Origin of the sequence: Pseudomonas sp. NFX224, assembly GCF_048565165.1 — a bacterium.
GTDB lineage: Bacteria > Pseudomonadota > Gammaproteobacteria > Pseudomonadales > Pseudomonadaceae > Aquipseudomonas.
The window spans coordinates 1,682,698-1,709,215 of sequence record NZ_CP183416.1; the positions used below are offsets into that span (position 1 = coordinate 1,682,698).

The 26,518-nt window shown below is 59.4% G+C and carries 23 protein-coding genes; 15 read left to right on the forward strand and 8 right to left on the reverse strand.

Going from position 1 to position 26,518, the window contains the following annotated elements; genetic code table 11:
* The first annotated feature begins 77 nt into the window (after positions 1 to 77).
* The gene (locus tag ACNYC6_RS07625; RefSeq protein WP_419711769.1) at positions 78 to 803 is read left to right on the forward strand and encodes a M12 family metallopeptidase; all 726 of its coding nucleotides are present in this window, start codon (positions 78 to 80) and stop codon (positions 801 to 803) included.
* Between the two features lie 102 nt (positions 804 to 905).
* Entirely contained in the window at positions 906 to 1,655 is a 750-nt protein-coding gene (locus tag ACNYC6_RS07630; RefSeq protein WP_419711770.1) for a peptidase M12, read from the forward strand.
* Positions 1,656 to 1,674: 19 nt separating this feature from the next.
* On the opposite strand, the gene ACNYC6_RS07635 is transcribed toward ACNYC6_RS07630, so the two are convergent.
* Positions 1,675 to 3,306 carry a Na+/H+ antiporter gene (locus ACNYC6_RS07635; RefSeq protein ID WP_419711771.1) on the reverse strand — a complete coding sequence of 544 codons (1,632 nt, stop codon included), beginning with the start codon at positions 3,304 to 3,306 and terminating at the stop codon, positions 1,675 to 1,677.
* A 219-nt stretch (positions 3,307 to 3,525) separates the two neighbouring features.
* Here ACNYC6_RS07635 and ACNYC6_RS07640 point away from each other — a divergent pair, with 219 nt between their 5' ends.
* The 4 genes from ACNYC6_RS07640 to ACNYC6_RS07655 all read left to right on the forward strand — a co-directional run bounded on the left by ACNYC6_RS07640 (position 3,526) and on the right by ACNYC6_RS07655 (position 6,693).
* Positions 3,526 to 3,888, forward strand: a complete 363-nt coding sequence (locus tag ACNYC6_RS07640; RefSeq protein WP_008057297.1) for an ArsC family reductase — start codon at positions 3,526 to 3,528, stop codon at positions 3,886 to 3,888.
* A gap of 32 nt (positions 3,889 to 3,920) precedes the next feature.
* Entirely contained in the window at positions 3,921 to 4,955 is a 1,035-nt protein-coding gene (gene dapD / locus ACNYC6_RS07645; RefSeq protein ID WP_419711772.1) for a 2,3,4,5-tetrahydropyridine-2,6-dicarboxylate N-succinyltransferase, read from the forward strand.
* Between the two features lie 128 nt (positions 4,956 to 5,083).
* Complete coding sequence (locus tag ACNYC6_RS07650; protein ID WP_419711773.1) at positions 5,084 to 6,289, forward strand: aminotransferase class V-fold PLP-dependent enzyme; 1,206 nt, start codon at positions 5,084 to 5,086, stop codon at positions 6,287 to 6,289.
* Positions 6,286 to 6,693, forward strand: coding sequence for a SufE family protein (locus tag ACNYC6_RS07655; protein WP_419711774.1), 408 nt, complete (start codon positions 6,286 to 6,288; stop codon positions 6,691 to 6,693). The genes ACNYC6_RS07650 and ACNYC6_RS07655 overlap by 4 nt, the downstream gene beginning before the upstream one ends.
* 37 nt (positions 6,694 to 6,730) lie before the next feature.
* Here ACNYC6_RS07655 and tcdA read toward each other — a convergent pair whose 3' ends face one another.
* A complete protein-coding gene (gene tcdA / locus ACNYC6_RS07660; protein WP_419711775.1) occupies positions 6,731 to 7,549 on the reverse strand; it encodes a tRNA cyclic N6-threonylcarbamoyladenosine(37) synthase TcdA in 819 nt (272 codons plus the stop codon).
* Positions 7,550 to 7,813: 264 nt separating this feature from the next.
* Here tcdA and ACNYC6_RS07665 point away from each other — a divergent pair, with 264 nt between their 5' ends.
* The 4 genes from ACNYC6_RS07665 to ACNYC6_RS07680 all read left to right on the forward strand — a co-directional run bounded on the left by ACNYC6_RS07665 (position 7,814) and on the right by ACNYC6_RS07680 (position 13,031).
* Positions 7,814 to 10,405, forward strand: coding sequence for a glycosyltransferase (locus ACNYC6_RS07665; RefSeq protein WP_419711776.1), 2,592 nt, complete (start codon positions 7,814 to 7,816; stop codon positions 10,403 to 10,405).
* Between the two features lie 212 nt (positions 10,406 to 10,617).
* Positions 10,618 to 11,769 carry a succinyl-diaminopimelate desuccinylase gene (gene dapE / locus ACNYC6_RS07670; RefSeq protein ID WP_419711777.1) on the forward strand — a complete coding sequence of 384 codons (1,152 nt, stop codon included), beginning with the start codon at positions 10,618 to 10,620 and terminating at the stop codon, positions 11,767 to 11,769.
* Positions 11,769 to 12,578, forward strand: a complete 810-nt coding sequence (locus ACNYC6_RS07675; protein ID WP_419711778.1) for a putative RNA methyltransferase — start codon at positions 11,769 to 11,771, stop codon at positions 12,576 to 12,578. The genes dapE and ACNYC6_RS07675 overlap by 1 nt, the downstream gene beginning before the upstream one ends.
* Positions 12,579 to 12,653: 75 nt before the next feature.
* Complete coding sequence (locus ACNYC6_RS07680) at positions 12,654 to 13,031, forward strand: hypothetical protein (protein ID WP_419711779.1); 378 nt, start codon at positions 12,654 to 12,656, stop codon at positions 13,029 to 13,031.
* 134 nt (positions 13,032 to 13,165) lie between these two features.
* Here ACNYC6_RS07680 and ACNYC6_RS07685 read toward each other — a convergent pair whose 3' ends face one another.
* A complete protein-coding gene (locus ACNYC6_RS07685; RefSeq protein WP_007954750.1) occupies positions 13,166 to 13,375 on the reverse strand; it encodes a cold shock domain-containing protein in 210 nt (69 codons plus the stop codon).
* A gap of 503 nt (positions 13,376 to 13,878) precedes the next feature.
* Here ACNYC6_RS07685 and plsB point away from each other — a divergent pair.
* From plsB to ACNYC6_RS07700, 3 genes are read left to right on the forward strand one after another with little or no spacing between them, the layout of a single operon-like run.
* Positions 13,879 to 16,383 carry a glycerol-3-phosphate 1-O-acyltransferase PlsB gene (gene plsB / locus ACNYC6_RS07690; RefSeq protein WP_419711780.1) on the forward strand — a complete coding sequence of 835 codons (2,505 nt, stop codon included), beginning with the start codon at positions 13,879 to 13,881 and terminating at the stop codon, positions 16,381 to 16,383.
* Between the two features lie 51 nt (positions 16,384 to 16,434).
* The gene (locus ACNYC6_RS07695; RefSeq protein WP_419711781.1) at positions 16,435 to 16,833 is read left to right on the forward strand and encodes a YbaY family lipoprotein; all 399 of its coding nucleotides are present in this window, start codon (positions 16,435 to 16,437) and stop codon (positions 16,831 to 16,833) included.
* Between the two features lie 27 nt (positions 16,834 to 16,860).
* Positions 16,861 to 17,550 carry a DUF4197 domain-containing protein gene (locus ACNYC6_RS07700; protein ID WP_419711782.1) on the forward strand — a complete coding sequence of 230 codons (690 nt, stop codon included), beginning with the start codon at positions 16,861 to 16,863 and terminating at the stop codon, positions 17,548 to 17,550.
* 942 nt (positions 17,551 to 18,492) lie between these two features.
* Here ACNYC6_RS07700 and ACNYC6_RS07705 read toward each other — a convergent pair.
* On the reverse strand, positions 18,493 to 21,558 hold the full coding sequence (locus tag ACNYC6_RS07705) for an efflux RND transporter permease subunit (RefSeq protein WP_419711783.1): 3,066 nt from the start codon (positions 21,556 to 21,558) through the stop codon (positions 18,493 to 18,495).
* A 6-nt stretch (positions 21,559 to 21,564) separates the two neighbouring features.
* Positions 21,565 to 22,665 carry an efflux RND transporter periplasmic adaptor subunit gene (locus ACNYC6_RS07710; RefSeq protein WP_419711784.1) on the reverse strand — a complete coding sequence of 367 codons (1,101 nt, stop codon included), beginning with the start codon at positions 22,663 to 22,665 and terminating at the stop codon, positions 21,565 to 21,567.
* A 93-nt stretch (positions 22,666 to 22,758) separates the two neighbouring features.
* Here ACNYC6_RS07710 and ACNYC6_RS07715 point away from each other — a divergent pair, with 93 nt between their 5' ends.
* Positions 22,759 to 23,397 (forward strand): TetR/AcrR family transcriptional regulator, encoded by a 639-nt coding sequence (locus ACNYC6_RS07715; protein ID WP_419711785.1) that lies wholly within the window; start codon positions 22,759 to 22,761, stop codon positions 23,395 to 23,397.
* Between the two features lie 66 nt (positions 23,398 to 23,463).
* Here ACNYC6_RS07715 and ACNYC6_RS07720 read toward each other — a convergent pair whose 3' ends face one another.
* Positions 23,464 to 24,246, reverse strand: coding sequence for a class I SAM-dependent methyltransferase (locus ACNYC6_RS07720; protein ID WP_419711786.1), 783 nt, complete (start codon positions 24,244 to 24,246; stop codon positions 23,464 to 23,466).
* A gap of 93 nt (positions 24,247 to 24,339) precedes the next feature.
* Between ACNYC6_RS07720 and ACNYC6_RS07725 the strand changes: the two genes are divergently transcribed.
* Positions 24,340 to 24,960, forward strand: coding sequence for an energy transducer TonB (locus ACNYC6_RS07725; protein ID WP_419711787.1), 621 nt, complete (start codon positions 24,340 to 24,342; stop codon positions 24,958 to 24,960).
* A 15-nt stretch (positions 24,961 to 24,975) separates the two neighbouring features.
* On the opposite strand, the gene ACNYC6_RS07730 is transcribed toward ACNYC6_RS07725, so the two are convergent.
* Positions 24,976 to 25,671 (reverse strand): extensin family protein, encoded by a 696-nt coding sequence (locus ACNYC6_RS07730; RefSeq protein ID WP_419711788.1) that lies wholly within the window; start codon positions 25,669 to 25,671, stop codon positions 24,976 to 24,978.
* Positions 25,672 to 25,673: 2 nt separating this feature from the next.
* A complete protein-coding gene (locus tag ACNYC6_RS07735) occupies positions 25,674 to 26,495 on the reverse strand; it encodes an isocitrate lyase/PEP mutase family protein (protein ID WP_419711789.1) in 822 nt (273 codons plus the stop codon).
* Between the last annotated feature and the right edge of the window lie 23 nt (positions 26,496 to 26,518).

The window sequence follows — 26,518 nt, forward strand, 5'->3', positions numbered from 1 at the left end:
CCCAATATATAACCACAACTAATCTCCAAGTCGATTCGAAGGAATCAAACTACAAAAACATGACAAGGAGATAGTCAATGCTTCATCCACACCCCTGTAAAATCATGGAGCCGGTGGACATACAAACTTCCTATGAAGCCGCCATCACTGAAAACCCTGACAATGGCAACACTGTAGCCGGTGGCGGTCGAAAAAAGAGAGGAGTTTCAACTCACTCCAAATTCTGGGCAAGTAACAGAACGCTGAAAGTAGCTTTTCTCAATCCACCGTCCGACATTCATCGTGAGACTGCCATAAAAGCAATCAAATCATGGCAGCCTTCCATCAACTTAAAACTGGAGTTTGTCAGCGGCTCAGAGGGTGACATTAGGATAACCATGGAGGCACCACTGAATTACTCCGCCATCGGCACCGATGCCACGTTGCGTGCCCCGGGTGAAAACACCATGAATATCGGCACCAGCCCTAATCATCCTTGGTTTGAAGCTGCCGTATTGCACGAATTCGGCCATGCATTGGGTCTAGAACACGAACACCAGCATCCAAAAGCCAACATACCGTGGAATAAACCTGTGGTATATGCCCACTACTGGACAGCCTTTCAATGGAGCAAAGAAGAGGTTGATCACAATTTGTTCCAATCACTGGAAATTTCAGCCGTTCGAACCACCCCTTATGATCCAACTTCTATCATGCATTACCCGGTACCCAATGAACTGACCATTGGTGACTGGTCGGTACAAAAAAATATTTCAGTGAGCCAGAATGATCGACGACTGATGCGCAAGATATACCCAAAGTAAAACCAAGCGCACAAAATACTATTTACCCGTAACAAAACAAATCTCAACACACTTGACGACAACTCCCCCATCAAAACAAACAAATTACACGGACGTAATACCATGAAAACCTTCACCCCTTGTCAAATGATACAACCTACAAATGACCTCGCTTCCTATCAAGCTGCCATTCAGGAGCGGTCTCAGAACGGCTTTATTAGTTCATCAGGCCGAAAAAAGAGAAACATCGGATCTCACACTAAATACTGGAAAAATGGAAAAACATTAAAAATCGCGATATCAAATGCAAACGATGAAGCTTTCGAAGCGGTAATAGCCGCGATCAGTAAATGGCTGCCTTACGTGAATCTCAAGTTTGAGTTTGTCAGAGGTGAAACAGGTGATATCTGGATTATTCTGAACGCCCCAATGGGGATCCAGTCCTCCGCTGTCGGCACCGACGCATTGATTGATGACATCGGAGGTACCGACGAAGAAAGGCGAGGTCCGAGCATGTATTTGAACTGGGTACCTGGCTATAGCCGCTTCGAATACGTCGTGATGCATGAGTTTGGGCATGCCCTTGGAGCTCAACACGCTCATCAACACCCTGACTCGGCAATACCCTGGAATGTACAAGGCACCTATGACTACTGTGCTCGCCAGTTTGGCTGGAGCAAGGAAGTCGTCGACGCCAACATCCTGCCCCTGCCTCGTAGCGATCAATACACCTACAGACCTTACGACGCGGATTCTCTAATGCATTACGAGGTAATACCTGAGTGGACTTTCGGAGGTTGGGGTCAGTCAGAGACGCACGCAATCAGTGACGGCGATATTGCCATGATGCGTGAAGCCTACCCAAAAAACTGAGGGCGACTACTGCAACTCGTTACTTCACCACCCCCAACTTGGCCTCACTCAAATCCAGCTCTCCCAACACCTCACGCAAAACGTCATCACCAATCTGGTGATGACGACTGAGGCTGTACAACTCCAGGCGTTGCGCCCGCAGCGCCTTCAAACGTAAACGCCGTTCCAGCAAGTCCATCTGAAAGGCCAGCGCCTGGGCTTCCGCCGAATCATTGAACACCTCCAATTGATGGCGATACTCGGACATGATCCGCGCCTTGAGCTCGGCGGCGAGCGCGGACTGGGCGGCGTCCTGCGGGTTGACCTCTTCGATTTCGAGCGCATGAATGGCCGCTTCGGCGGTTTTGCGCCAAGCCTCGCGTACCTCGTTGCGTCGTTTGTCGTCCGGGCTGGTCTCGATGCCCCGCAACATAATCGGTAACGCGATGCAGGCAACGATCAGCGACAGCAGGATCACTCCGGCGGCGGTGAAGATCAGCAGATCACGCTCGGGAAACACTTCCCCGCCCATCAGCATCGGTACCGACATCACGCCCGCCAATGTCACCGCGCCGCGCACACCGCCAACGGTCAGCAACCCGCAGGAGCGTGCGCTCGGCACTTGAGTGATCTCATCCTTTGCGCGCCAGCGTCTTATCAGAATGGACAGTCGCCAAATGCTCTGCACCCAGACGAATCGCAACACCAGCAGCACCAGGAAAATGGCCACGACATCGAGGCAGCGGTAGAGCAGCGTTGGCCACAATGAAGTCTCGTGGCTGGCCACCGCTTTGACGATGTCCGGCAACTGCAAACCGAGCAATAGAAAGATCAAGCCGTTAAACGCGAACTCCAACAGCGACCAGACACTGCGATTGAGCAGGCGGGTATTGGTCTGGCGCGGCAGCAGATCGAGCCAGCTCTGCATCATCCCCGCCGCCACGGCAGAGAGAATGCCCGACACGCCGACCCGTTCGGCCAGTACGTAAGCGGCAAACGGAAGCAACAACATAAACACGACGTGAGTGGCCGGATCATCCCAGCCGCGGGCGATCATCCATGCCCTCAGGCGCCCCACAAGCCAGCTCAGCGCCACCCCGACAGTCAGGCCGCCGACCGCCACCAAAACAAAGGAAATACTGGCATTGGCCAGCGAGAACACACCGGTCACCGCCGCGACCAAGGCAAACTTGAATGTCACCAGGCCCGAGGCATCGTTCATCAACGCCTCGCCCTGTAAAATGTGCATCAAAGGTGTCGGCAGGCGATTGCGGGCAATCGCCGAGACTGCCACCGCATCCGTCGGCGACAGTACGGCAGCCAGGGCAAACGCCACCGGCAACGGCACACCGGGCAACAACCAGTGAATGAAATAGCCGGCGCCGACCACGGTAAACAACACCAACCCAACCGCCAACGTCAGGATTGGCCCGCGCAGATGCCAGAACTCACGCTTGGGCATGCGCCAGCCGTCGGAGAACAACAGCGGTGGCAGGAACAGAAACAGGAACAACTCGGGATCGAGAGCTACATGCAATCCCAGCGTCGGCCAGGCGAGCAAGGCCCCGGCGGTAATTTGCACCAGCGGCAACGGCAGCGGAACCACCCGTCCGATCAGGCGCGAGACGCCGACCAGCATCAACAGGATAAGGACGGTGTAGGCGGTTTGCATAAAGCGGAAATCTCAGACAATCGACAGCGTTGAACTGCCATATTAGCCGCTTAGGATGCGTCTGACCGTTGTACCTATGTCGCAGCCCCCTTGTGGGAGCCACCCTGCTGGCTTCCACAGGTTTTGCAGTGGGAAATCGACCTCAAGCGCCGCGAAACCGTCCGGTCATGGCATAATCCGACACCTTTTTTCTCCAGCACCTGCAAAGGGGGCAATTCCTTGACCGTTTCAAGCAAAACGTTGCACCTTTTCGGCATCAAAGCCTGCGACACCATGAAAAAGGCGCGCACCTGGCTCGATGAACACGCTGTCAGCTATGACTTCCATGATTACAAAGCGGTCGGTATCGACCGTGAACACCTGACCCAATGGTGCAACGAGCACGGCTGGGAAGTGGTGTTGAACCGTGCAGGCACGACCTTTCGCAAGCTCGACGACGAACGCAAAGCCGATCTCGACCAGTCGAAAGCCATCGAACTGATGCTCGCACAACCTTCGATGATCAAGCGCCCGGTGCTCGATCTCGGTGACCGAACCCTGATTGGCTTCAAGCCAGATATCTACGCGGCCGCGCTCAAGTAAGCAGCCCGTTTCAATTTGTTAGAGGTATCAACATGTCCACTACCCCGTTCAGCCTGGCCTTTGGTGTCGGCACTCAAAACCGTCAAGGCGCATGGCTGGAAGTGTTTTACGCGCAGCCATTGCTCAACCCGTCGGCCGAACTGGTCGCTGCCATCGCGCCGATCCTGGGCTACAGCGAAGGCAACCAGGCCATCGCATTCACCACGGCTCAGGCCTCGCAACTGGCTGAAGCCGTCAAAGGCGTTGACGCTGCACAAGCTGCGCTGCTGACCCGTCTGGCCGAGAGCCACAAGCCACTGGTTGCAACGATCCTGGCTGAAGATGCTCAACTGTCTTCGACCCCTGAGGCTTACCTCAAGCTGCACCTGCTGTCCCACCGCCTGGTCAAGCCGCACGGTTTGAACCTGGCCGGCATCTTCCCGTTGCTGCCAAACGTGGCATGGACCAGCCAGGGCGCCATCGACCTGTCCGAACTGGCTGAACATCAACTGGAAGCGCGCCTGCGTGGCGAACTGCTGGAAGTGTTCTCGGTGGACAAGTTCCCGAAAATGACCGACTACGTGGTTCCGGCCGGCGTGCGTATTGCTGATGCCGCGCGTCTGCGCCTGGGCGCTTACGTGGGCGAAGGCACCACCGTGATGCACGAAGGTTTCATCAACTTCAACGCCGGCACCGAAGGCCCGGGCATGATCGAAGGCCGCGTATCCGCTGGCGTATTCGTCGGCAAGGGTTCGGACCTGGGCGGCGGTTGCTCGACCATGGGCACCCTGTCGGGCGGCGGCAACATCGTGATCAAGGTCGGCGAAGGCTGCCTGATCGGCGCCAACGCCGGTATCGGCATCCCGTTGGGCGACCGCAACACCGTTGAGTCGGGCCTGTACGTGACCGCTGGCACCAAAGTGGCGCTGCTGGACGAGAACAACAAGCTGGTCAAAGTGGTGAAGGCCCGTGAACTGGCCGGCCAGACTGACCTGCTGTTCCGTCGCAATTCGGAAACCGGTGCCGTGGAATGCAAAACCCACAAATCGGCGATCGAACTGAACGAAGCGCTGCACGCTCACAACTAAGTGCCGCAGGCACCTGTGGGAGCGAGCTTGCTCGCGATGCTTTTTGGCGGTCTTGCGGACGCCATCGCGAGCAAGCTCGCTCCCACAAGGTGCGGTGTACATACGCCCAAGTTAACAGGGCCGAACACATGATGATTCCCTCTCCCTGGCGCGCCGACTTCCCGGCCATCGCCGCTCTGCAACGGCAAGACCAGACCTATCTGGACAACGCCGCCACCACACAAAAACCTCAAGCCCTGCTCGACGCTTTGGCGCATTACTACGCCAATGGCGCGGCCAATGTGCATCGGGCGCAACACCTGCCCGGCGCGCACGCCACCCAGGCGTTCGAGGACAGCCGCCGCAAAGTCGCGCAATGGCTCAATGCCGGTGACAGCGGGCAGATCATTTTTACCCACGGCGCGACATCCGCGCTGAATCTCCTGGCCTATGGCCTGGAACACCTATTTCACCCGGGCGATGAGATTGTCATCAGCGCCCTGGAACATCACGCCAACCTGCTGCCGTGGCAGCAACTGGCGCACCGTCGCGATTTGAAACTGGTCATCCTGCCACTGGATACCGACGGCGTAATCGACCTTGAAGCGGCTGCAGGCTTGATCGGACCACGTACGCGCCTGTTGGCCGTCAGCCAGTTGTCCAACGTGATCGGCGCTTGGCAACCTTTGCCCGCGCTGCTGGCGATGGCCAAGGCGAACAACGCTTTGACCGTGATCGACGGCGCACAAGGCGTGGTCCATGGCCGTCATGACGCCCAGGCGCTGGGTTGCGACTTCTATGTGTTTTCCAGCCACAAGCTCTACGGTCCGGATGGCCTGGGCGTATTGTTCGGGCGCAACGACGCGCTGCAACAGCTGCGACCGTGGCAGTTCGGCGGCGAGATGGTGCTGGACGCCAATTACCACGACGCACGCTTTCGCCCGGCGCCGCTGGGTTTCGAGGCTGGAACGCCGCCGATCGCCAGTGTCATTGGTCTTGGGGCGACGCTGGATTATCTCGCCGGTCTCGACCAGGACGCCGTGTCTGCCCACGAAGCCGCGTTGCATGACTATTTGCTCAAGGGGCTGGAATCGCGCAACGGCATCCGTTTGCTCGGCAAGCCCCAACTGGCATTGGTCAGTTTTACCGTCGAGGGTGTGCATAACTCGGATCTGGCGCATCTGCTGACCGAGCAAGGCATCGCGGTACGCGCCGGCCATCACTGCGCCATGCCGTTGCTCAAACGCTTCGAACTGGCCGGGGCGATTCGGGTGTCGTTGGCGTTGTATAACGATTCCGAAGATCTTGAACGGTTCTTTGAGGCGCTGGATCAGGCGCTGGAGTTGTTGCGATGAACTTGCCTGCCGATGCCGTCACGGCGCTCGAAACCTTTGAGGCTGCCGCTGGCTGGGAACAACGCGCGCGATTGCTGATGCAGTGGGGCGAGCGTTTGCCTGCATTGAGCGATGAACAGATGTGCGACGCCAACCGCGTTCATGGCTGCGAAAGTCAGGTATGGCTGGTAGGCGAGTTGCGCGATGGTCATTGGCAGTTCCGCGCCAACAGCGATGCCCGCCTGATTCGCGGGTTGGTGGCGTTGTTGTTGGCGCGGGTCAATGGGTTGTCGGCGATTGAGTTGCAGCAAGTTGATTTAGCCGACTGGTTCAATCAATTGGGATTGGGGCGGCAGTTGTCGCAGTCGCGTAGCAATGGCTTGAATGCGGTGCTTCAGCGGATGCGGAGCCTAAGCGACGTGTAGGAGCTGCCGACGGCTGCTCCTACAGGGATCATCGCCATCAAACCTGAGGCTTGACCCGATCTGCCGGCCGCCGAACCCCAGCCACAATCTTGTCCACAGCCTTGGTCGCTGCGACCATGCCGAATGTTGCCGTCACCATCATCACCGCGCCAAAGCCACCGGCGCAGTCGAGTTTTACGCCATCGCCGACAAAACTTTTCTGCAAGCAAATGCTGCCATCCGGTTTCGGGTAGCGCAGCTGCTCGGTGGAAAACACGCACGGCACGCTGTAATGGCGGGTCACGGTACGCGAGAAGCCGTAATCACGACGCAGCGTCGAGCGCACTTTTGAGGCCAACGGATCGTTGAACGTGCGGTTCAGGTCGCAGACCTGGATCAGCGTCGGGTCGATCTGCCCACCCGCGCCGCCCGTCGTAATGATCTGGATCTTGCGACGCTTGCACCAGGCGATGAGCGCGGCTTTCGCATTCACGCTGTCGATGCAGTCGATCACACAGTCGATGTTCGGCGTGATGTATTCGGCCATGGTGTCGCGGGTGACGAAGTCCGGCACGGCATGCACGGTGCAGTCCGGATTGATCCCGCGCAAGCGCTCGGCCATCACTTCGACCTTGGGTTTGCCGACGGTGCTGTCCAGTGCGTGCAACTGCCGGTTGGCGTTGCTGACGCAAACGTCGTCCAGGTCAAACAGCGATATCTCGCCCACGCCGCAACGGGCCATGGCTTCCGCCGCCCAGGAGCCGACGCCACCGACGCCAACGATCGCCACATGGGCGGCCTTCAAGCGCTCAAGGCCCTCAATGCCATACAAACGGGCGATGCCGGCAAACCGTGGATCTTCTGTACTCATGACCATTACCCTAAAAACCGGCGCGCATTATAGGGCGGTCGGCGATCAAGAGCATCATCAAGCTATGAACGGGTATCTTCCAGAAAAACTACATCGAACGAAGATTTTCCCTACATGCTCTAACGAAAGAACTTAAGTTGAGTTGGGTTGCCCAACGTCCGGCATTTCCCTGTCTGCTGTACGTTCAGAGAACCGCCAGTGTAGGATGCGCGCCCTTTGGCGACCGCCAATGTTCTTACTGTTCCACAGCCTTTGGAACCCGAAATAGCTATGTCATCGCGTAAATTTGGACTCAACCTGGTGGTGGTGCTTGCCATCGCTGCCTTGTTTACCGGCTTCTGGGCGTTGATCAATCGCCCGGTCACCGCCCCCAACTGGCCTGAACAGATCTCCGGCTTCTCGTATTCGCCGTTTCAGCAAGGTCAATTCCCACAGAAAGAGCAGTATCCGACCGACGATCAGATGCGTCGCGACTTGGAGATCATGAGCAAGTTGACGGACAACATCCGTACTTACTCGGTCGACGGCACGCTGGAGAACATCCCGAAACTGGCGGAAGAATTCGGCCTGCGGGTGACTCTGGGGATCTGGATCAGCCCTGACCAAGAGCGCAACGAGCGGGAAATCACCCGCGCCATCGAAATCGCCAATTCTTCACGCAGCGTGGTTCGCGTGGTGGTCGGTAACGAGGCGATTTTCCGCAAGGAAATCACGGCCCAGGAACTCAGTGTCCTGCTGGACCGCGTTCGCGCCGCCGTGAAGGTGCCGGTGACGACGTCCGAGCAGTGGCACGTCTGGGAAGAACACCCGGAACTGGCCAAGCACGTCGACCTGATCGCCGCGCACGTCTTGCCTTACTGGGAATTCATCCCGATGGACAAGGCCGGCCAGTTCGTCCTCGACCGCGCCCGCGACCTGAAAAAGATGTTCCCGAAAAAACCGTTGCTGCTGTCCGAAGTGGGCTGGCCGAGCAACGGCCGCATGCGCGGTGGTGCCGATGCGTCGCCGGCCGATCAGGCGATTTACCTGCGCACACTGGTCAACAAGCTCAACCGTCAGGGCTTCAACTACTTCGTGATCGAAGCATTTGACCAGCCGTGGAAGGCCAGCGACGAAGGTTCGGTGGGCGCCTATTGGGGTGTGTTCAACGCTGCACGCCAGCAGAAATTCAACTTCGAAGGCCCGGTCGTGGCGATTCCGCAGTGGCGCGTACTGGCCATCGGCTCGGTCGTCCTGGCCCTGCTGTCGCTGACCCTGCTGATGATCGACGGCTCAGCCCTGCGCCAACGTGGCCGCACCTTCCTGACCTTTATCGCGTTCCTTTGCGGTTCGGTGCTGGTGTGGATCGGTTACGACTACAGTCAGCAGTACAGCACCTGGTTCAGCCTGACGGTCGGTTTCTTGCTCGCCCTCGGTGCCCTCGGAGTGTTCATCGTGTTGCTCACCGAAGCCCATGAATTGGCCGAAGCCGTGTGGGTGCACAAACGCCGCCGTGAATTTTTGCCGGTGGAAGGCGATTCCACGTACCGCCCGAAAGTCTCGATCCACGTGCCCTGCTACAACGAGCCGCCGGAGATGGTCAAACAGACCCTCAACGCCCTGGCCAACCTCGATTATCCGGACTTCGAAGTCCTGATCATCGACAACAACACCAAGGACCCGGCGGTCTGGGAGCCGGTGCGCGACTACTGCGAAACCCTCGGCCCACGCTTCAAGTTCTTCCACGTCGCGCCATTGGCCGGCTTCAAGGGCGGCGCGCTGAACTACCTGATCCCGCACACCGCCAAGGACGCCGAAGTGATCGCGGTGATCGACTCCGATTACTGCGTGCACCCGAACTGGCTCAAGCACATGGTGCCGCACTTCGCCGATCCGAAAATCGCCGTGGTGCAGTCGCCGCAAGACTATCGCGACCAGAACGAAAGCACCTTCAAGAAGCTCTGCTACGCGGAATACAAAGGCTTCTTCCACATCGGCATGGTCACCCGCAACGACCGTGACGCGATCATCCAGCACGGCACCATGACCATGACCCGCCGCTCGGTGCTCGAAGAACTGGGCTGGGCCGACTGGTGCATCTGTGAAGACGCCGAACTGGGCCTGCGCGTGTTCGAAAAAGGCTTGTCGGCCGCGTATTACCACGACAGCTACGGCAAGGGTCTGATGCCCGATACCTTCATCGACTTCAAGAAGCAGCGTTTCCGTTGGGCCTACGGCGCGATTCAGATCATCAAGCGTCACACCGCCAGCCTGCTGCGCGGCAAGGACACCGAGCTGACTCGCGGCCAACGCTACCACTTCCTCGCGGGCTGGTTGCCGTGGGTGGCCGATGGCATGAACATCTTCTTCACCGTCGGCGCGTTGTTGTGGTCGGCGGCGATGATCATCGTGCCGCAACGGGTCGATCCACCGCTGCTGATTTTCGCGATCCCGCCGTTGGCGCTGTTCGTGTTCAAGGTCGGCAAGATCATCTTCCTTTATCGTCGCGCCGTCGGCGTGAACCTCAAAGATGCATTCTGCGCGGCGCTGGCCGGCTTGGCGTTGTCGCACACCATCGCCAAAGCGGTGCTGTACGGTTTCTTCACCAGCAGCATTCCGTTCTTCCGCACCCCGAAGAATGCCGATAACCACGGCTTCTGGGTGGCAATTTCGGAAGCCCGGGAAGAGATGTTCATCATGCTGTTGTTGTGGGGCGCGGCACTGGGGATCTTCTTGGTGCAGGGCTTGCCGAGCAACGACATGCGTTTCTGGGTGACCATGCTGCTGGTGCAGTCGCTGCCGTACGTCGCGGCGCTGATCATGGCGTTCCTCTCCTCGCTGCCAAAACCGGCCGTCGAGGCGCAAACGGCGCCAGCGGTCTAAATCTCTGCGGATGCACTAAACGGCGGCCAATGGTCGCCGTTTTGCTTTAAGATAACCGCCATTTTGCGGGGCCTTGGCCCTAATGGCCTGACCCAATACCTGTGGGAGCGAGCCTGCTCGCGATGAGGCCGTCACATTCAAGATTTATGTTGGCTGTGAAACCGCTATCGCGAGCAGGCTCGCTCCCACATTAAGAACTTCCGGAGTTTTCCATGACGGCCCACGCCGACCTTTCGCCGACCCTTCAACTCGCCATCGACCTGATCCGCCGTCCGTCCGTGACGCCGGTCGACGCCGATTGCCAGAAGCAGATGATGCAGCGCCTGGGCGATGCCGGTTTTGCACTCGAGCCGATGCGCATCGAAGATGTGGATAATTTCTGGGCCACCCACGGCAAACACGACGGCCCGGTGCTGTGCTTCGCCGGTCACACCGACGTGGTGCCGACCGGTCCGGTGACCGCGTGGCAGATCGACCCGTTCAACGCACTGATCGACGAACACGGCATGCTCTGTGGCCGTGGCGCGGCAGACATGAAAGGCAGCCTGGCGTCGATGACGGTGGCCGCCGAGCGCTTTGTGGCCGACTACCCGGATCACAAGGGCAAAGTCGCGTTCCTGATCACCAGCGACGAAGAAGGTCCTGCACACCACGGCACCAAGGCGGTGGTTGAGCGCCTGGCCGCACGCAAGGAGCGTCTGGACTGGTGCATCGTCGGCGAACCGTCGAGTACCTCGTTGGTGGGCGACGTGGTCAAGAACGGCCGTCGCGGCTCGCTCGGCGCCAAGCTGACCGTGCGCGGCATCCAGGGCCACGTGGCTTATCCACACCTGGCGAAGAACCCGATCCACCTCGCCGCCCCGGCCCTGGCCGAACTGGCTGCAGAGCATTGGGACCACGGCAACGATTTCTTCCCGCCGACCAGTTTCCAGATTTCCAACGTCAACTCCGGCACCGGCGCGACCAATGTCATTCCGGGTGACCTGGTGGCGGTGTTCAATTTCCGTTTCTCCACCGAGTCGACCGTCGAAGGCCTGCAGAAGCGCGTGGCCGACATCCTCGACAAACACGGCCTGGACTGGCACATCGACTGGGCGCTGTCCGGCCTGCCGTTCCTCACCGAACCGGGCGCGCTGCTTGACGCCGTATCGTCGAGCATCAAGGACATCACCGGCCGCGAAACCAAAGCGTCCACCAGCGGTGGCACCTCCGACGGTCGCTTCATCGCGACCATGGGTACGCAAGTGGTTGAGCTGGGGCCGGTCAACGCGACCATCCACCAGGTCAACGAACGCGTGCTGGCAGCCGACCTCGACGTGCTGACCGAAATCTATTACCAGACCCTGATCAAGTTGCTCGCCTGATGCTTGCGTGTCCGATCTGCAGCGAACCGCTGAGTGCGGTGGACAACGGCGTGGCGTGTCCCGCCGGGCATCGTTTCGACCGCGCGCGCCAGGGTTACCTGAACCTGTTGCCGGTGCAGCACAAGAACAGCCGCGACCCTGGGGATAACCAGGCGATGGTCGAAGCCCGCCGTGATTTCCTGAACGCCGGGCATTACGCGCCGGTGGCCAAGCGTCTGGCGGAGTTGGCGGCAAGTTATGCGCCGCAGCGCTGGCTCGACATCGGTTGTGGCGAGGGTTATTACACCGCGCAAATCGCCAATGCCTTGCCGCACGCTGACGGCTATGCCCTCGACATTTCCCGGGAAGCGGTCAAACGCGCCTGCAAACGCAACCCGAAGATCACCTGGTTAATCGCCAGCATGGCCCGTGTACCGTTGGCTTCCGGCAGTTGCCAGTTCCTGGCCAGTGTCTTCAGCCCTCTGGATTGGGAAGAGGCCAAGCGCTTGCTCAGCGTCGGCGGCGGCCTGATGAAAGTCGGGCCGACCCGCGGCCACCTGATGGAACTGCGCGAGCGGCTGTACGACGAAGTCCGCGAGTACATTGACGACAAACATCTGGACCTGGTGCCGGAAGGCATGGTGCTGGCGCACAGCGAAACCCTGGAATTCAAGCTGACACTGGTCAACGGTCAAGACCGCGCCAACCTGCTGGCGATGACACCCCACGGCTGGCGTGCCAGTGCCGAACGTCGTGCGGCAGTGATCGAGCAGATCGAGCCGTTCGAGACCACCGTCTCGATGCGCTACGATTATTTCGTTCTTCAATAACCTTTTGGTCTCGGGCGGTGCCCGGGGCCGGCTAAATCCGCGAATGGATTTTTCAGACACGCAGTGAGGACATCCATGCGCCAACCCGATATCGAGATTTACCTGAAAGACGCCGACGCCGACCACAAAGCCATTTCCGCCTGGCTCGGCGCGGCATTGGGTCCGTGCACCGACTGGGTCCAGAAAGGCCAGACCTACAAGTGCAAAGCCGGCAACGTCCCGGTGACCTGGCTACCGAAAGCCGTAGGAAAGTGGAACAGCCTGTACCTGGAAAGCGACCAGACCCCGTGGGAAGACGACATCGCCTGCGCCCGCGCCGCGTTTGCCGCACTGAACGTCGAAGTGCGTTGCGCGCCGGGAACGTGGGTAGAAGAAGAAGGTGAAGAGACGGCGGATCGCTGGATTCGTATCAGCGCCGATGGTGAAGAAGAGATCACCTGGAAAACCGCTTGAAGCCTTAACACCGCCCTCTGTAGGAGCGAGCCTGCTCGCGATGGTCGTCAACGATAACGCGCCTGTTCAGGAAACGCGGCGTCATTGAGTTCTTCGCGAGCAAACTCGTTACTACAGGTTTTTTTGCGTGCGGATTACAACCCCACCACATCCTCAGCCTGCAACCCCTTCTGCCCTTCGACCACCGCATATTCAACCTGCTGGCCTTCGGTCAGTGAACGGTGGCCTTCACCGCGAATCGCGCGGTAATGCACGAACACGTCCACCCCGTCTTCGCGCTGAATGAAGCCGTAGCCCTTGGCGTCGTTGAACCACTTCACATTGCCGGTTTCACGTGTTGCCATCTGTTCATACTCCTTTTTTATTATTGATCGGGCTTTTCGCAGGAAAGCCTCGGGAACGTCAGCCTGCACATGCCGGCCCAATGAAGGCAGCGGCGACAGAGCGCCGAGTATATGACAGACGTTAAAACTCTCAACAGGAGTTTACTTCCGTGCTTTTTTGCCGATTTTCGATGAATCCGGCACACTAGGGGGCCTTCTCAATTAGTTTCCGCGCCGCGCCGGGCCTGCTGTTTTGCAGGGCAAGGCGCGAGAAGCGTGGTTTGGTCGTTCCAAATAAGCTTCGAGCAACGCAGCCCTGCAAAACAGCAGGCCCGGCCCTTCGGGTTGTGCCTTAAAGCTGGCCAGGCTGCGTTGCAGGCCTTGGAAAGGGAACAACCATTCCCTGCGGCCTGCGCCTTACCTGGCCAGCTTTAAGGCGACAACGCGGCGTGGAAACTAATTGAGAAGGCCCCCTACGCCCTCCCGAGCAAACGCTCGGTTTTATTCACTCATGCAGATGCCGTATGACCCGCTCCCCGTTCCGCCGTCTTGTGTTTGGCACCCTGCGCCGACTGCTTTACCTCTGGGTTCGCTCGGAGACGATCAACCAGTCGTCGTTCACCCTCAACCTCGACCGCAGTCGTCCGGTGTTCTATGTCCTGCAAAACCCTTCGCTGACCGACCTTGCCGTGGTCGACACCGAATGCAGCAAGGCGGGCCTGCCGCGCCCGGTGTTGCCGGTGTCCGTGGGTAATCTGCTGGAACCCGCCGCGTTTTTCTACCTGACCCCGGACCCGGACTGGCTCGGCCGCCAGGACAAACGCGGCGCACCGCCGACGTTGACCCGCCTGGTCAGCGCCCTGAGTCAGAACGCCGCCGAAGACGCGCAGATCATTCCGGTCAGCGTGTTCTGGGGCCAATCGCCCGATAGCGAATCCAGCCCGTGGAAGTTGCTGTTCGCCGACAGCTGGGCCGTTACCGGGCGCCTGCGTCGCCTGCTGAGCATCATCGTGCTGGGGCGCAAAACCCGCGTGCAGTTTTCCGCGCCGATCCACCTGCGCGAACTGATCGAGCACAACAAGGGCCACGAGCGCACCGTACGTATGGCCCAGCGCATTTTGCGGGTGCACTTTCGCAACCTGAAAGCCGCCGTGATCGGCCCGGACATTTCCCACCGGCGCAACCTGGTCAAAGGCCTGCTCAACCAGCCTTTGGTCAAGCAAGCGATCCTCGATGAAGCCGAGCGCGAAAACATCTCGCCGGAAAAAGCCAAGGCCCAGGCCCTGCGCTACGGCAACGAGATCGCCTCGGACTACACCTACACCGCGATCCGTTTTCTGGAAGTGGTGTTGAGCTGGTTCTGGAACAAGATCTACGACGGCATCAAGGTCAACCACATCGAAGGCGTGCAGAAGGTCGCCCAGGGTCACGAAGTGATTTACGTGCCGTGCCACCGCAGCCACATCGACTACCTGCTGTTGTCTTACTTGCTGTTCCGCAACGGCCTGACCCCGCCGCACATCGCCGCAGGGATCAACCTGAACATGCCGGTGATCGGCAGCCTGCTGCGCCGTGGCGGCGCGTTCTTCATGCGCCGCACGTTCAAGGGCAACCCGCTGTACACCTCGGTGTTCAACGAGTACCTGCACACGCTGTTTACCAAAGGTTTTCCGGTCGAGTACTTCGTCGAGGGCGGCCGCTCGCGAACCGGGCGCATGCTGCAACCGAAAACCGGGATGCTGGCGATCACCCTGCGCAGCTTCCTACGTTCCTCACGGATGCCGATCGTGTTCGTGCCGGTGTACATCGGCTACGAGCGTGTGCTCGAAGGCCGGACCTACCTCGGCGAACTGCGCGGCGCGACCAAGAAGAAAGAATCGATCTTCGACATTTTCAAAGTCATCGGCGCGCTCAAGCAGCGTTTCGGCCAGGTGGCGGTGAACTTCGGCGAGCCGATCAAACTGGCAGAGTTTCTCGACAGCGAACAACCGGACTGGCGCCAACAGGAACTCGGTCCGCAGTTCAAACCGGCCTGGCTCAATGAAACCACCAACCGCCTCGGTGAGAAAGTCGCGCAACACTTGAACGAAGCGGCGGCGATCAACCCGGTCAACCTCGTTGCGCTGGCACTGCTTTCCACCAGTCGACTGGCCCTGGACGACCGCGCCATGGCCCGGGTGCTCGACCTGTATCTGGCACTGTTGCGCAAAGTCCCATACTCGCCGCACACCACGTTGCCGGAAGGTGATGGTCGCGCATTGATCGAACACGTCAAGGACATGGATTTACTGTCCGAGCAGAGCGATGCCCTGGGCAAGATTCTCTATCTGGACGAGCAGAACGCCGTCCTGATGACTTACTACCGCAACAACGTTTTGCACATCTTCGCCCTGCCGGCGCTGCTGGCGAGTTTCTTCCAGAGTGCGTCGCGCATGAGCCGCGAACAGATCCTGCGCTACACCCGCGCTCTGTATCCGTACCTGCAAGCCGAGTTGTTCATTCGCTGGTCGCTGGATGAGCTGGACGCGGTCATCGATCAATGGCTGGAAGCCTTCGTCGAACAAGGCCTGCTGCGCTTCGAAAATGACGTGTACCTGCGCCCGGCACCAAGTTCGCGGCATTTCGTGTTGCTGACGCTGCTGTCGAAGAGCATTGCCCAGACTCTGCAGCGCTTCTACATGACCGTTTCCTTGTTGCTCAATAGCGGCCAGAACAGCATCAGCGCCGAAGAACTGGAAGACCTGTGCACCGTCATGGCTCAGCGCCTGTCGATCCTGCATGGCCTCAACGCCCCGGAGTTCTTCGACAAGAGCCTGTTCCGCCACTTTATTCAAACCATGCTCGACCTCGACGTACTCAAGCGCGATGAAGCGGGCAAGCTGAGTTACCACGAACTGCTCGGTGAACTGGCCGAAGGCGCGGCCAAACGGGTATTGCCGGCAGAGATTCGTTTGTCGATCCGGCAGGTGGCATTGCATCGCAGTGAAGATGCTGCCGACCAACCCGCACCACCGAACCAGACTGTCTAGATTGATCAGGGCACCCGTTGGCTCTGGTGCCCACGATACGGAGATCTACCGATGAAAAAACTGTCCCTGATTGCCGCTGCGGTGCTGCTTACAGCCTGCCAGCACCCGACGCCGGCACCAAAAGCGTCCCTCGATGGCGAAGTCTTCTACCTGCAACGCATCGCGCTGCCACCGAATGCGGTCCTGAGCGTCAGCCTGCAAGACATCTCCCTCGCCGATGCCCCGGCGAAGGTCATCGACGAACAACGAGGCCCCGTCAAAGGCCAGGTACCCTTGGCGTTCCATTTGAGCTACGACCCGCTGAAGGTAGAGCCCAACCATCGTTACTCAGTCAGCGCCCGCATTGAAGTCGACGGTCAGTTGATGTTCATCACCACCGAAAACCACCCCGTGCGACTGGACGGCACCGATCCACAGCCCGTGAAGGTCCGTGTCGACCCGGCCCGCTAAGTGTCTTTTTCAGAAAAGGAAGTTGCCATGTTTCGCCTTACCCTACGCTTCGCCGGCCTGTGCGCAGGTTTGATGATCTCCGCCAGCGCGATGGCGCTGTCCCTCAGCGACCTGTCGCAAAAAGACGCCACCGGTGGGCTCAAGGATGCCCTGACTCAAGGCGCGCAACTGGCCGTGAAACAACTCGGCACCCCGGGCGGCTTCAGCAACAACCCGGACGTGAAAATCGAACTGCCGGGCAAACTGGGCAAAGTCGCCAGCAAAATGAAACAGTTCGGCATGGGCGATCAGGTCGATCAACTGGAAACCAGCATGAACAAAGCGGCTGAAACCGCCGTGACCCAGGCCCAGCCAATCCTCGTGGATGCAGTGAAAAAAATGTCGGTGGAAGACGCCAAGGGCATCCTCAGCGGCGGTAACGACTCGGCGACCCAGTACCTGAACAAAACCAGCCGCGAACAAATCCGCGCCAGGTTCCTGCCAATCGTCAAGCAAGCCACCGACAAGGTGGGCCTGGCCCAGCAGTACAACTCGTTCGCCGGACAAGCCGCGACCATGGGCGTGATCGACACCAAGAATGCCAACATCGAAAGCTACGTCACCGAACAGGCGCTCAACGGCTTGTTCGAAATGATCGGCAAACAGGAAGAAACCCTCCGCCAGAACCCGGCGGCTGCGGCGACCAGTTTGGCGAAGAAGGTGTTTGGTACTTTGTAAGTATTAGCTGACGGCAACACCAGAAAAGCCCGCTGAGCCTTGTAAAGGTCAGCGGGCTTTTTCGTTCTCTATTGCTGCGGATCAAGGTGATCCAGCACCTCGCTCACCGATAGCTGTGCAAGGACAATCATCTGCTGAATACCGAGCACCAGATTGCACGTCGGACCGGTCAGGCCACCATAAATCGGTGGTCGCTAAAAAGCGCCACGATTATAGGTGCGCCTGTGGGCGCCTAACAAACTATTGGCGGGCTTGCAGTCCCGGTCGCTGAATTCGCAGCGACGGTCAAAGGCTAGAAACCGTGCTTCCGACAGGCAACCTGAAAGTCTTGTGGGAATGGTCTGAATGTTTGATTGGGCGATAAACACTTTTGACTGATAAGCCGTCATCGCGAGCAGGCTCGCTCCCACAATTGGATCGGGTAAATCTGTGAGAGATTGGTCGGCTGGCAGGCCGCCATCGCTGGCAAGCCAGCTCCTACAGTTGATCCGTGTATGTCTGTGAGGGATTGGTCGGCTGGCAGGCTGGCTCCCACAGAAGAGCAAATCGGCGTACTCCTCAGCTTTTCACCACTCATCAGGCCGAGCGTTAGCTCGCCTGCTGCTCTTGATCTTGATCCACCCGCCCCCTCGGAAGGCTGAGCGGAGGTGTTCATCCGGGGACTGGCGCGCAGCGCCGTTCGACGCAGTCGAACTCATTGCATGTAGGTCGAAGCGAAGCCGACCGGAGGGCAATGCCCCCGGATGAATACCGGAGCGAAGGAACGCCGAGCCTAGGCGAGGGGCCGTACGTAAGGGGCGAGCGCTTTTGGTTACTTTTAAGGCGCTTGTTAAAAGTGACTCGCCGTAAGGGCGAAACCGCCAGCGGCCGTTACCGCAGGAATGGATATGTACTCAATCAACCAAGAGCTTGGTCGGCCCGAAGGCCGCCAAGGTCAACCCCTCAATCCGACTCTTTGCGAACCCGAAACCAAGCGGCATAAAGGGCTGGCAAAAACAAAAGCGTCAACGCCGTTGCCACAATCAACCCCCCCATGATCGCCACCGCCATCGGCCCGAAAAACACACTGCGCGACAACGGAATCATTGCCAAAACAGCAGCGAGTGCCGTCAGCACAATAGGCCGGAATCGCCGCACGGTCGCCTCGATGATCGCCTGCCAAGGCTTCAAGCCCGCAGCGATATCCTGCTCGATCTGATCCACCAGAATCACCGAGTTACGCATGATCATTCCCGACAAGGCGATAGTCCCGAGCATGGCGACAAAACCAAACGGCTGACGGAACACCATCAGAAACAGCGTCACCCCGATCAACCCCAACGGTGCCGTCAGAAATACCATCGCCGTGCGTGAGAAACTGCGCAGTTGCAGCATCAGCAACGTCAGCACCACGACAATGAACATGGGCACACCGGCGTTGACCGACTTCTGCCCGCGCTCCGAATCTTCCACCGTGCCACCGACATCCAGCAAATAGCCGTCCGGCAGTTCAGCACGAATAGCATCGAGGGTCGGCATGATCTGCTTCACCAGCGTCGCCGGCTGTTCCTTGCCATAGATGTCAGCGCGAACGGTCACGTTGGGCAGGCGATTGCGGTGCCAGATCACACCTTCTTCAAAGCCGTATTCCAGGGTCGCGATCTGCGACAGGGCCACGCTGCGACCGTTGTCGGTCGGCACCGCCAGGCTTGGCAGCAACGACAACTCGGTGCGCTCATGCGCGGTGCCGCGCAGCAGGATCTCGATCAACTCGTTGTCTTCGCGATACTGGCTGACACTGGAACCGGTCAGCGAACTCTGCAAGAACCTCGACAGGTTCGCCGTGCTCACGCCCAGCGCCCGCGCACGGTCCTGATCGATGTTGAGGTACACAACTTTGCTCGGTTCTTCCCAGTCCAGGTGAACGTTGGCCACGTGCGGGTTTTCACGAACCTTGGCCGCGACTTTGCGGGCCAGCGCGCGGACTTCCTCGATGTGTTCACCCGTGACGCGGAACTGCACCGGATAGCCAACCGGCGGGCCGTTTTCCAGGCGCGTTACCCGCGAACGCAGGGCCGGGAATTGTTCGTTGAGCGTCGCGATCAACCAGGTGCGCAAGCTCTCACGCTCCTCGATGGTTTTCGCCAGGACGACAAACTGGGCGAAGCTCGCCGCAGGCAATTGCTGATCCAGCGGCAGGTAAAAACGCGGCGACCCCGTACCGACGTAGGCCACATAGTTGTCGATTCCCGCCTTGTCCTTGAGCAGCGCTTCGAGGCGTTTGACCTCATCAGCGGTGTTGCTCAAGGACGCCCCTTCGGCCAGCTTCAGGTCAACCATCAGCTCGAGTCGGCCCGATGCCGGAAAGAACTGCTGCGGCACGAAACGGAACAGCACGATGGAGGCAATGAACAACATCACGGTCGCCAGGATCACGGTTTTGCGCCAATGCACGCACCACTCCACCAGTCGTCTGACGCGCTGATAGAACGGTGTGCCGTAAGGATCAGGTTGGTCTGTGCCATGTTTGGCTGCATGAATTTTCGCCAGGTCCGGCAGGAGTTTTTCACCGAGGAACGGTACAAAAACCACGGCCACCACCCACGAGGCCAGCAGCGCGATGGTGACCACCTCGAAGATCGAGCGGGTGTATTCGCCAGTACCGGATTGCGCGGTGGCGATCGGCAGGAAACCGGCAGCGGTGATCAGCGTGCCGGTGAGCATCGGGAACGCGGTACTGGTCCAGGCATAGCTCGCGGCTTTGATCCGGTCGAAGCCCTGCTCCATTTTGATCGCCATCATTTCCACGGCGATGATCGCATCGTCCACCAGCAAGCCCAGGGCCAGCACCAATGCGCCAAGGGAAATCTTGTGCAGGCCGATGCCAAGGTAATACATGCAGGCGAACGTCATCGCCAACACCAAGGGAATCGCCAGGGCAACCACCATGCCGGTGCGTACGCCGAGGGAGAAAAAGCTCACCAGCAACACAATCGCCAATGCTTCCACCAGCACCTGCACGAACTCGCCGACACCGGTTTTCACCGCTGCCGGTTGATCGGAAACCTTGCGCAGTTGCATGCCGGCCGGGAGGTTTTTCTGGATGCGGGCGAATTCGACTTCCAGCGCCTTGCCCAGCACCAGGATGTCGCCACCGTCCTTCATGGCCACGGCCAGACCGATCGCATCCTGCGCCATAAAGCGCATACGCGGTGCCGGTGGATCGTTGAAGCCACGTCGCACATTGGCTACATCGGAAATGCGGAATGTGCGATCAGCAACGCGAATCGGGAAATTCTTGATCTCATCGACTGTCTGAAAATTCCCCGAGACCCGTAGTTGTAATCGCTCGCTGGTAGTTTCGAAGAAGCCGGCGGTGGAGACCGCATTCTGTTCTTCAAGCGCCTGTTGCACCGCCGCCAGCGGCAAGCCCAGGGTGGCGAGTTTGACGTTGGAAAGTTCGATCCAGATCTTTTCGTCCTGCAAGCCGAGCAGATCGACCTTGCCCACGTCCTTGACCCGTTGCAGCTGGATCTGGATGCGGTCGGCGTAGTCTTTGAGTACCGCGTAATCAAAGCCGTCGCCGGTCAATGCGTAGATGTTGCCGAAGGTGGTGCCGAATTCATCGTTGAAGAATGGCCCCTGAATCCCTGGCGGCAAGGTATGGCGGATGTCGCTGACCTTCTTGCGCACCTGATACCAGAGTTCCGGAATGTCCACCGAATGCATGGAGTCTCGGGCAATGAACGTCACCTGGGACTCGCCCGGGCGGGAGAACGAGACGATGCGTTCGTACTCGCCGGTTTCCATCAGCTTCTTTTCAATGCGTTCGGTGACCTGGCGCGAGACTTCCTGCGCTGTCGCCCCTGGCCAATTGGTACGGATCACCATGGCCTTGAAGGTGAACGGCGGGTCTTCGCTCTGGCCGAGTTTGGTGTAGGAAAGTGCGCCAACGATGGCCAGCAATAGCATCAGGAACAGTACGATCTGACGATTGCGCAGCGCCCAGGCGGAAAGATTGAAACCCATCGGGGATTACTCCTTGTCCGCCAGATTGACCACGCGGTTGGAGCGATCCACCGGGCGCACTTGTTGCCCGTCGAGAAGCACATGGACGCCGGCGGCCACCACCCAGTCGCTGGCGTTGAGGCCTTCGAGGACCGGGACGGTTTTCTCGCCAAAGGCCCCCACACGCACCGGGGTCTTCTTCAAGGTGTTGTTGGCGCTGACCACCCAGACGTAGGTCACGCCGCCTTCTGCGGTCAGTGCAGAAAGCGGAACCGACAACGGGATAACCTCGGCAGTCTGTACAAACACCCGGGCGCTCTGCCCCAGTTCGGCCGGGACCTTGCCGGCATTGAAAGCGATGCGTGCAGCAAAAGTACGGGACTTCGGATCGGCGGCTGGCGACAGTTCGCGGATGTGCCCGGCGAAGCGCTGATCCGGTTGCGTCCAGAGCTCCACCGACACCGGCTGACCCACCTTGAAGCGACCAAAGCTCTGCTCTGGCAAGCTGATCAACACTTCACGCTCGCCATCGGTGGCGAGCGTGAACACGGTTTGCCCTGCGGCCACCACTTGCCCGACTTCCACTGCGCGCTTCGCCACCACGCCGTCCTGCGGTGCGCGTAGCACGGCGTAACTGGCCTGGTTGGTCGATACGTTGAATTCGGCTTTGATTTGTTTGAGACGCGCTTCACCGGAACGGTAAAGGTTTTCTTGATTGTCGTACTGCGAGCGACTGACCAACTGACGATCCATTAGCGTTTTATAACGATCACGCTCGGCGCGCACCATGTTCAGATTGGCCTCGGCGGCGGCGACCTGAGCGCGAGTGGCTTCCAGTTGCAGGCGCACGTCCTGGGGATCGAGCTCCGCCAGCGGTTGGTCGGCCTTGACCCGCTGCCCTTCGTCGACCAGTCGTCGGCTGACTTTACCGCCGATGCGGAACGCCAGATCCGGCTCAAAGCGGGCACGGACTTCACCGGGATAGCTTTCGGTTGCCTGCGCCGAAGGCTCTGGCTGAACCACCATGGCCGGGCGAACGATGACTTGCGGCGCCTCCTCGTGACCACACGCAGTCAATAAAAACGCCAGGCTGACTGGCAATGCGAGGGGCAAGGCATAGCGGAACATGGTGAAGGACCTTTCGCTAATGGTGCTTGGAATAATTATACTGGCGAGTATGTTATTAATAGCAAACTCACCAGTCCAGTAATAAAAGCGAATATGCCAAACAATCTTTCAGCACCTAATGGCCCAGGCAGACCCAAGGATTTGGTCAAGCGCCAGGCCGTTCTCGACGCGGCGAAAACGCTGTTTCTGAGTAAGGGTTATGCCAATACCAGCATGGATGCCGTCGCAGCCGAGGCCGGTGTGTCAAAGCTGACGGTCTACAGCCATTTCAACGACAAGGAGACGCTGTTCTCCGCCGCCGTGGTGGCCAAGTGCGAGGAGCAATTACCGCCGCTATTTTTTGAACTGCCGGAAGGTATTGCGGTGGAAACCGTACTGCTGAACATCGCGCGCGGCTTTCATCATCTGATCAACAGTGACGAGTCGCTGAACCTGCATCGCCTGATCATGGCCTTGGGTAGCCAGGATCCGAAGTTGTCGCTGATCTTCTTCGAGGCGGGCCCCCAGCGCATGTTGCAGGGCATGGAGCGACTGCTGACCAAGGTCGATCAGAGTGGCTTGCTGAGCATCGACAAACCGCGCAATGCAGCAGAACACTTCTTCTGCCTGCTCAAGGGCGCGGCGAATTTCCGTTTGTTGTTTGGCTGTGGCGAGCCGTTGGATGACGAGGCCGCCGAGCGTCATGTGCAGGAAGTGGTGGGGTTGTTCATGCGGGCGTATCGGCCGCAGTGAACCTGATGGATTGTGGGTGTCGGGTCTGACGCCATCGCGAGCAGGCTCGCGATTGGCAGCTCGGTCTTAAGGCTTCAGCGCTTTCTTCGGATAGATGTCATACCGACTGGATTTGCCATCCAGCGCATGGCTCGGCTTCGGCCCTTCAATACACGGCGCCTTGCGCGGGCGCTTGACCACCACCCGGTGGCTGGCCAGCGCCAAGGCGGCTTCAAGCAATGCCGGCGCATCCGGGTCATCGCCCACCAACGGCCGGAACAGGCGCATTTCCTTCTTCACCAGCGCAGTCTTCTCACGATGCGGGAACATCGGGTCGAGGTAGATCACCTGCGGCGGTTCGCCTTCCCAGTTGCGCATCACTTCGATCGAGTTGCCCTTGAGCAAGCGCATGCGCGCCACGATCGGTGCCACGTCGAAATCTTCCGCGCCACGGGCCAGGCCATCCTCCAGCAAAGCGCCAATCAGCGGCTGACGCTCGATCAGGCTCATCTCGCAACCCAGGCTCGCCAGGACGAACGCATCCTTGCCCAGCCCGGCCGTAGCGTCCAGCACGCGTGGGCGCACGCCCTGGGCGACGCCAACTGCCTTGGCGATCATCTGCCCGCTACCACCACCGTACAACCGACGATGCGCCGCGCCACCTTCGACGAAATCCACCCGCACCGGGCCCGGTGCGTCCGGCCCCAGCTGTTGCAGCTGCAAACCCTGGTCCCCCACCTGCAACGCAAACTCGCCGTCATCCACCTGCAGCGGTAGGCCCAGGCGCTCGGCCCATTGCTCGGCCTGTGGTTGAAAGCTCGTGCTCAAGGCCTCGACATGGATGCGGCAGGCCGCGGGTTGATCAATCATCAGAAAACACGCTCAAAAAATTAATGATCGGCAAAAACTGCCGATAACAAAACTATCGAGCATTTTGCCAGAGCTGAGCGTCGACCGAGAGAAATGTCAGACATTCAACCCACATTCACAGGTTTTATCTCGCCCTACGGCGACTACAACCTGCGAAACACCCAGGCACTGAGCGGCGTCAGCCATATCTGGCAGGATTTCTTTGCCCGAGCGCTGGCCGAACAGTCGGGTGAAGTGCTGCCTGAATCGCTGAACTTTCCACCGGTCGATCTCGAAAGCCCGGTCGAACCCACCGTCGGCAGCGACCTGCTGGCGCACATCGTTTCCCAGCGCGAATGCGACGTGAAGGACAACGAAATCCGCCCGCCCGAGCCATTGTTCCTGCCGATTGCCGAATTCGAAATGGACCTGGCCGACAAGCCTTTCCCACCGTTCCCGGCGGAAGAAATCGTTGCCCAGCAACAACAGCAGAACTTCGAAAGCGGCTGGGTGCGTCCGATCGTGTTGACCGCGGGTCAACCGCTGCCAGAGGCCGGCCCTGCACCGCAGCCGCGTCCGCTGCACCTGCCGATCGCCGAGTTCGAACTCGACCTGTTGGACAAGCCGTTCCCGCCGTTTTCGCCGGAAGAATTGGTGGCGCAACAGAAACAACTCGATTTCGATAACGGCTGGGCACGCCCGATCGTCCTGCAGAACCTGCGCCTCGCCGCATAAGCCTCAAAGACTTCTTCAACGACAAAGCCACCACGGCCCGACATCCACATGAAAGTGATTGCGATGGGCGGCGTTGTAATCCGGGCTCAACACCACACTGAACAAGCCACAGGCGCCATCGCGCACCCGCCTCAGAAACTGCGCATCCTGATTACCCTTGGGCCAATCCTTGAGCACGCTGACGGTTCGACCGTCAGCCAGACGAAAACCGGCGATATCCAGTGCATTGGCCGACGCGTGCTGACTGAGTCGGCCATTTTCGCGACCGTAGACATTGCGACAGGCAAAGCTGCCGAGGTGGTCGACCCGCGCCACCGCTTGCCCGTAGACCAACTGCGCCGCCGGTTGCAGGGCATGATGCTCGAACAGCGCAAACGATACGGCCAGACGGCAACTGGCGAGAAAGCTGCTGCTCAAGGCCACATCACCGCCCTGCACGCGCAGGGCATCGGTCAGCGGACATGTGGCGTCGGGGCTGTTGGCCTGCGGGGTCACACGCAAACCGGAACTGCTTAAAGCCTGTTCGCAGAGTTGCGGATCATCGCGCAAGCGCATCAGTTTGTAGCGGGTCAGCAGGTTCGGCCTGGCCTTCACGTCCAGCGGTGCCCAAGGGTTCCACTGCGGCGGCACTTGCAGCCAACCGCGCCAGACGCCTACACCCGTCGCAGCGATGATCAGCAGCACCAGCAATGGCCACCCGCGCAACCGCATCGTCAGCCTTTGAACAATTGATTGGCCTGGGCATATGGCATCGAGCGCGACGTGAAGCCGAAGGTGCCGGACGTCTTGATCTCTTCGGCGGCGCGGTAGAACTCGCCCAGCGCCGCCAAGGCCAGCGCCGAACCGACACTGATGCGCTTGACGCCCATTTCGCTCAACTGCTGCACGGTCAGTTTCAAGCCGCCGGACATCAACACGTTGACCGGCTTCGGCGCCACGGCGCGGACTACCGCCAATACGTCTTCAGCACTGCGCAAGCCTGGCGCATACAACACGTCGGCCCCAGCTTCGGCGAACGCCTGCAAACGGCGAATCGTATCGTCAAGATCCGGATTGCCATGCAGGAAATTCTCGGCCCGAGCCGTCAGTGTGAAGGGAAACGGCAAGCTGCGAGCGGCAGCGACGGCCGCTTCGATGCGCGCCACGGCATGTTCGAAACAATAGATTGGAGCGCCCTCACGACCCGTCGCGTCTTCGATCGAGCCGCCGACGGCGCCCGCCTTCGCCGCACGCAAAATGCTTTTCGCGCAATCGGCGGGGTTGTCGGCAAAACCGTTTTCCAGATCCACCGCCACCGGCAGATCGGTAGCGGCGACTATCGCGCGAACGTTGGCCAGGGTGTCGTCCAGGGTCAGTCCGCCATCGGGACGCGCTTGGGAAAAAGCGTAACCGGCGCTGGTGGTCGCCAGAGCTTCAAAGCCCAGGCTCGCGAGCATTTTTGCCGAACCGGCATCCCACGGGTTGGGAATCACAAAAGCCTCGTCGCGTTCGTGCAAGGCTTTGAAGACTTGGGCTCGAAGGGTTTGCGCATCCATTGGCAGGCTCCTGAAAAGGCGAA

Coding starts and splice junctions, on each gene's coding strand:
- ACNYC6_RS07625 (WP_419711769.1), top strand. CDS start 78: ATGCTTCATCCACACCCCTGTAAAATCATGGAGCCGGTGGACATACAA.
- ACNYC6_RS07630 (WP_419711770.1), top strand. CDS start 906: ATGAAAACCTTCACCCCTTGTCAAATGATACAACCTACAAATGACCTC.
- ACNYC6_RS07635 (WP_419711771.1), bottom strand. CDS start 3,306: ATGCAAACCGCCTACACCGTCCTTATCCTGTTGATGCTGGTCGGCGTC.
- dapD (WP_419711772.1), top strand. CDS start 3,921: ATGTCCACTACCCCGTTCAGCCTGGCCTTTGGTGTCGGCACTCAAAAC.
- ACNYC6_RS07650 (WP_419711773.1), top strand. CDS start 5,084: ATGATGATTCCCTCTCCCTGGCGCGCCGACTTCCCGGCCATCGCCGCT.
- ACNYC6_RS07655 (WP_419711774.1), top strand. CDS start 6,286: ATGAACTTGCCTGCCGATGCCGTCACGGCGCTCGAAACCTTTGAGGCT.
- tcdA (WP_419711775.1), bottom strand. CDS start 7,549: ATGGTCATGAGTACAGAAGATCCACGGTTTGCCGGCATCGCCCGTTTG.
- ACNYC6_RS07665 (WP_419711776.1), top strand. CDS start 7,814: ATGTCATCGCGTAAATTTGGACTCAACCTGGTGGTGGTGCTTGCCATC.
- dapE (WP_419711777.1), top strand. CDS start 10,618: ATGACGGCCCACGCCGACCTTTCGCCGACCCTTCAACTCGCCATCGAC.
- ACNYC6_RS07675 (WP_419711778.1), top strand. CDS start 11,769: ATGCTTGCGTGTCCGATCTGCAGCGAACCGCTGAGTGCGGTGGACAAC.
- ACNYC6_RS07680 (WP_419711779.1), top strand. CDS start 12,654: ATGCGCCAACCCGATATCGAGATTTACCTGAAAGACGCCGACGCCGAC.
- ACNYC6_RS07685 (WP_007954750.1), bottom strand. CDS start 13,375: ATGGCAACACGTGAAACCGGCAATGTGAAGTGGTTCAACGACGCCAAG.
- plsB (WP_419711780.1), top strand. CDS start 13,879: ATGACCCGCTCCCCGTTCCGCCGTCTTGTGTTTGGCACCCTGCGCCGA.
- ACNYC6_RS07695 (WP_419711781.1), top strand. CDS start 16,435: ATGAAAAAACTGTCCCTGATTGCCGCTGCGGTGCTGCTTACAGCCTGC.
- ACNYC6_RS07700 (WP_419711782.1), top strand. CDS start 16,861: ATGTTTCGCCTTACCCTACGCTTCGCCGGCCTGTGCGCAGGTTTGATG.
- ACNYC6_RS07705 (WP_419711783.1), bottom strand. CDS start 21,558: ATGGGTTTCAATCTTTCCGCCTGGGCGCTGCGCAATCGTCAGATCGTA.
- ACNYC6_RS07710 (WP_419711784.1), bottom strand. CDS start 22,665: ATGTTCCGCTATGCCTTGCCCCTCGCATTGCCAGTCAGCCTGGCGTTT.
- ACNYC6_RS07715 (WP_419711785.1), top strand. CDS start 22,759: ATGCCAAACAATCTTTCAGCACCTAATGGCCCAGGCAGACCCAAGGAT.
- ACNYC6_RS07720 (WP_419711786.1), bottom strand. CDS start 24,246: ATGATTGATCAACCCGCGGCCTGCCGCATCCATGTCGAGGCCTTGAGC.
- ACNYC6_RS07725 (WP_419711787.1), top strand. CDS start 24,340: ATGTCAGACATTCAACCCACATTCACAGGTTTTATCTCGCCCTACGGC.
- ACNYC6_RS07730 (WP_419711788.1), bottom strand. CDS start 25,671: ATGCGGTTGCGCGGGTGGCCATTGCTGGTGCTGCTGATCATCGCTGCG.
- ACNYC6_RS07735 (WP_419711789.1), bottom strand. CDS start 26,495: ATGGATGCGCAAACCCTTCGAGCCCAAGTCTTCAAAGCCTTGCACGAA.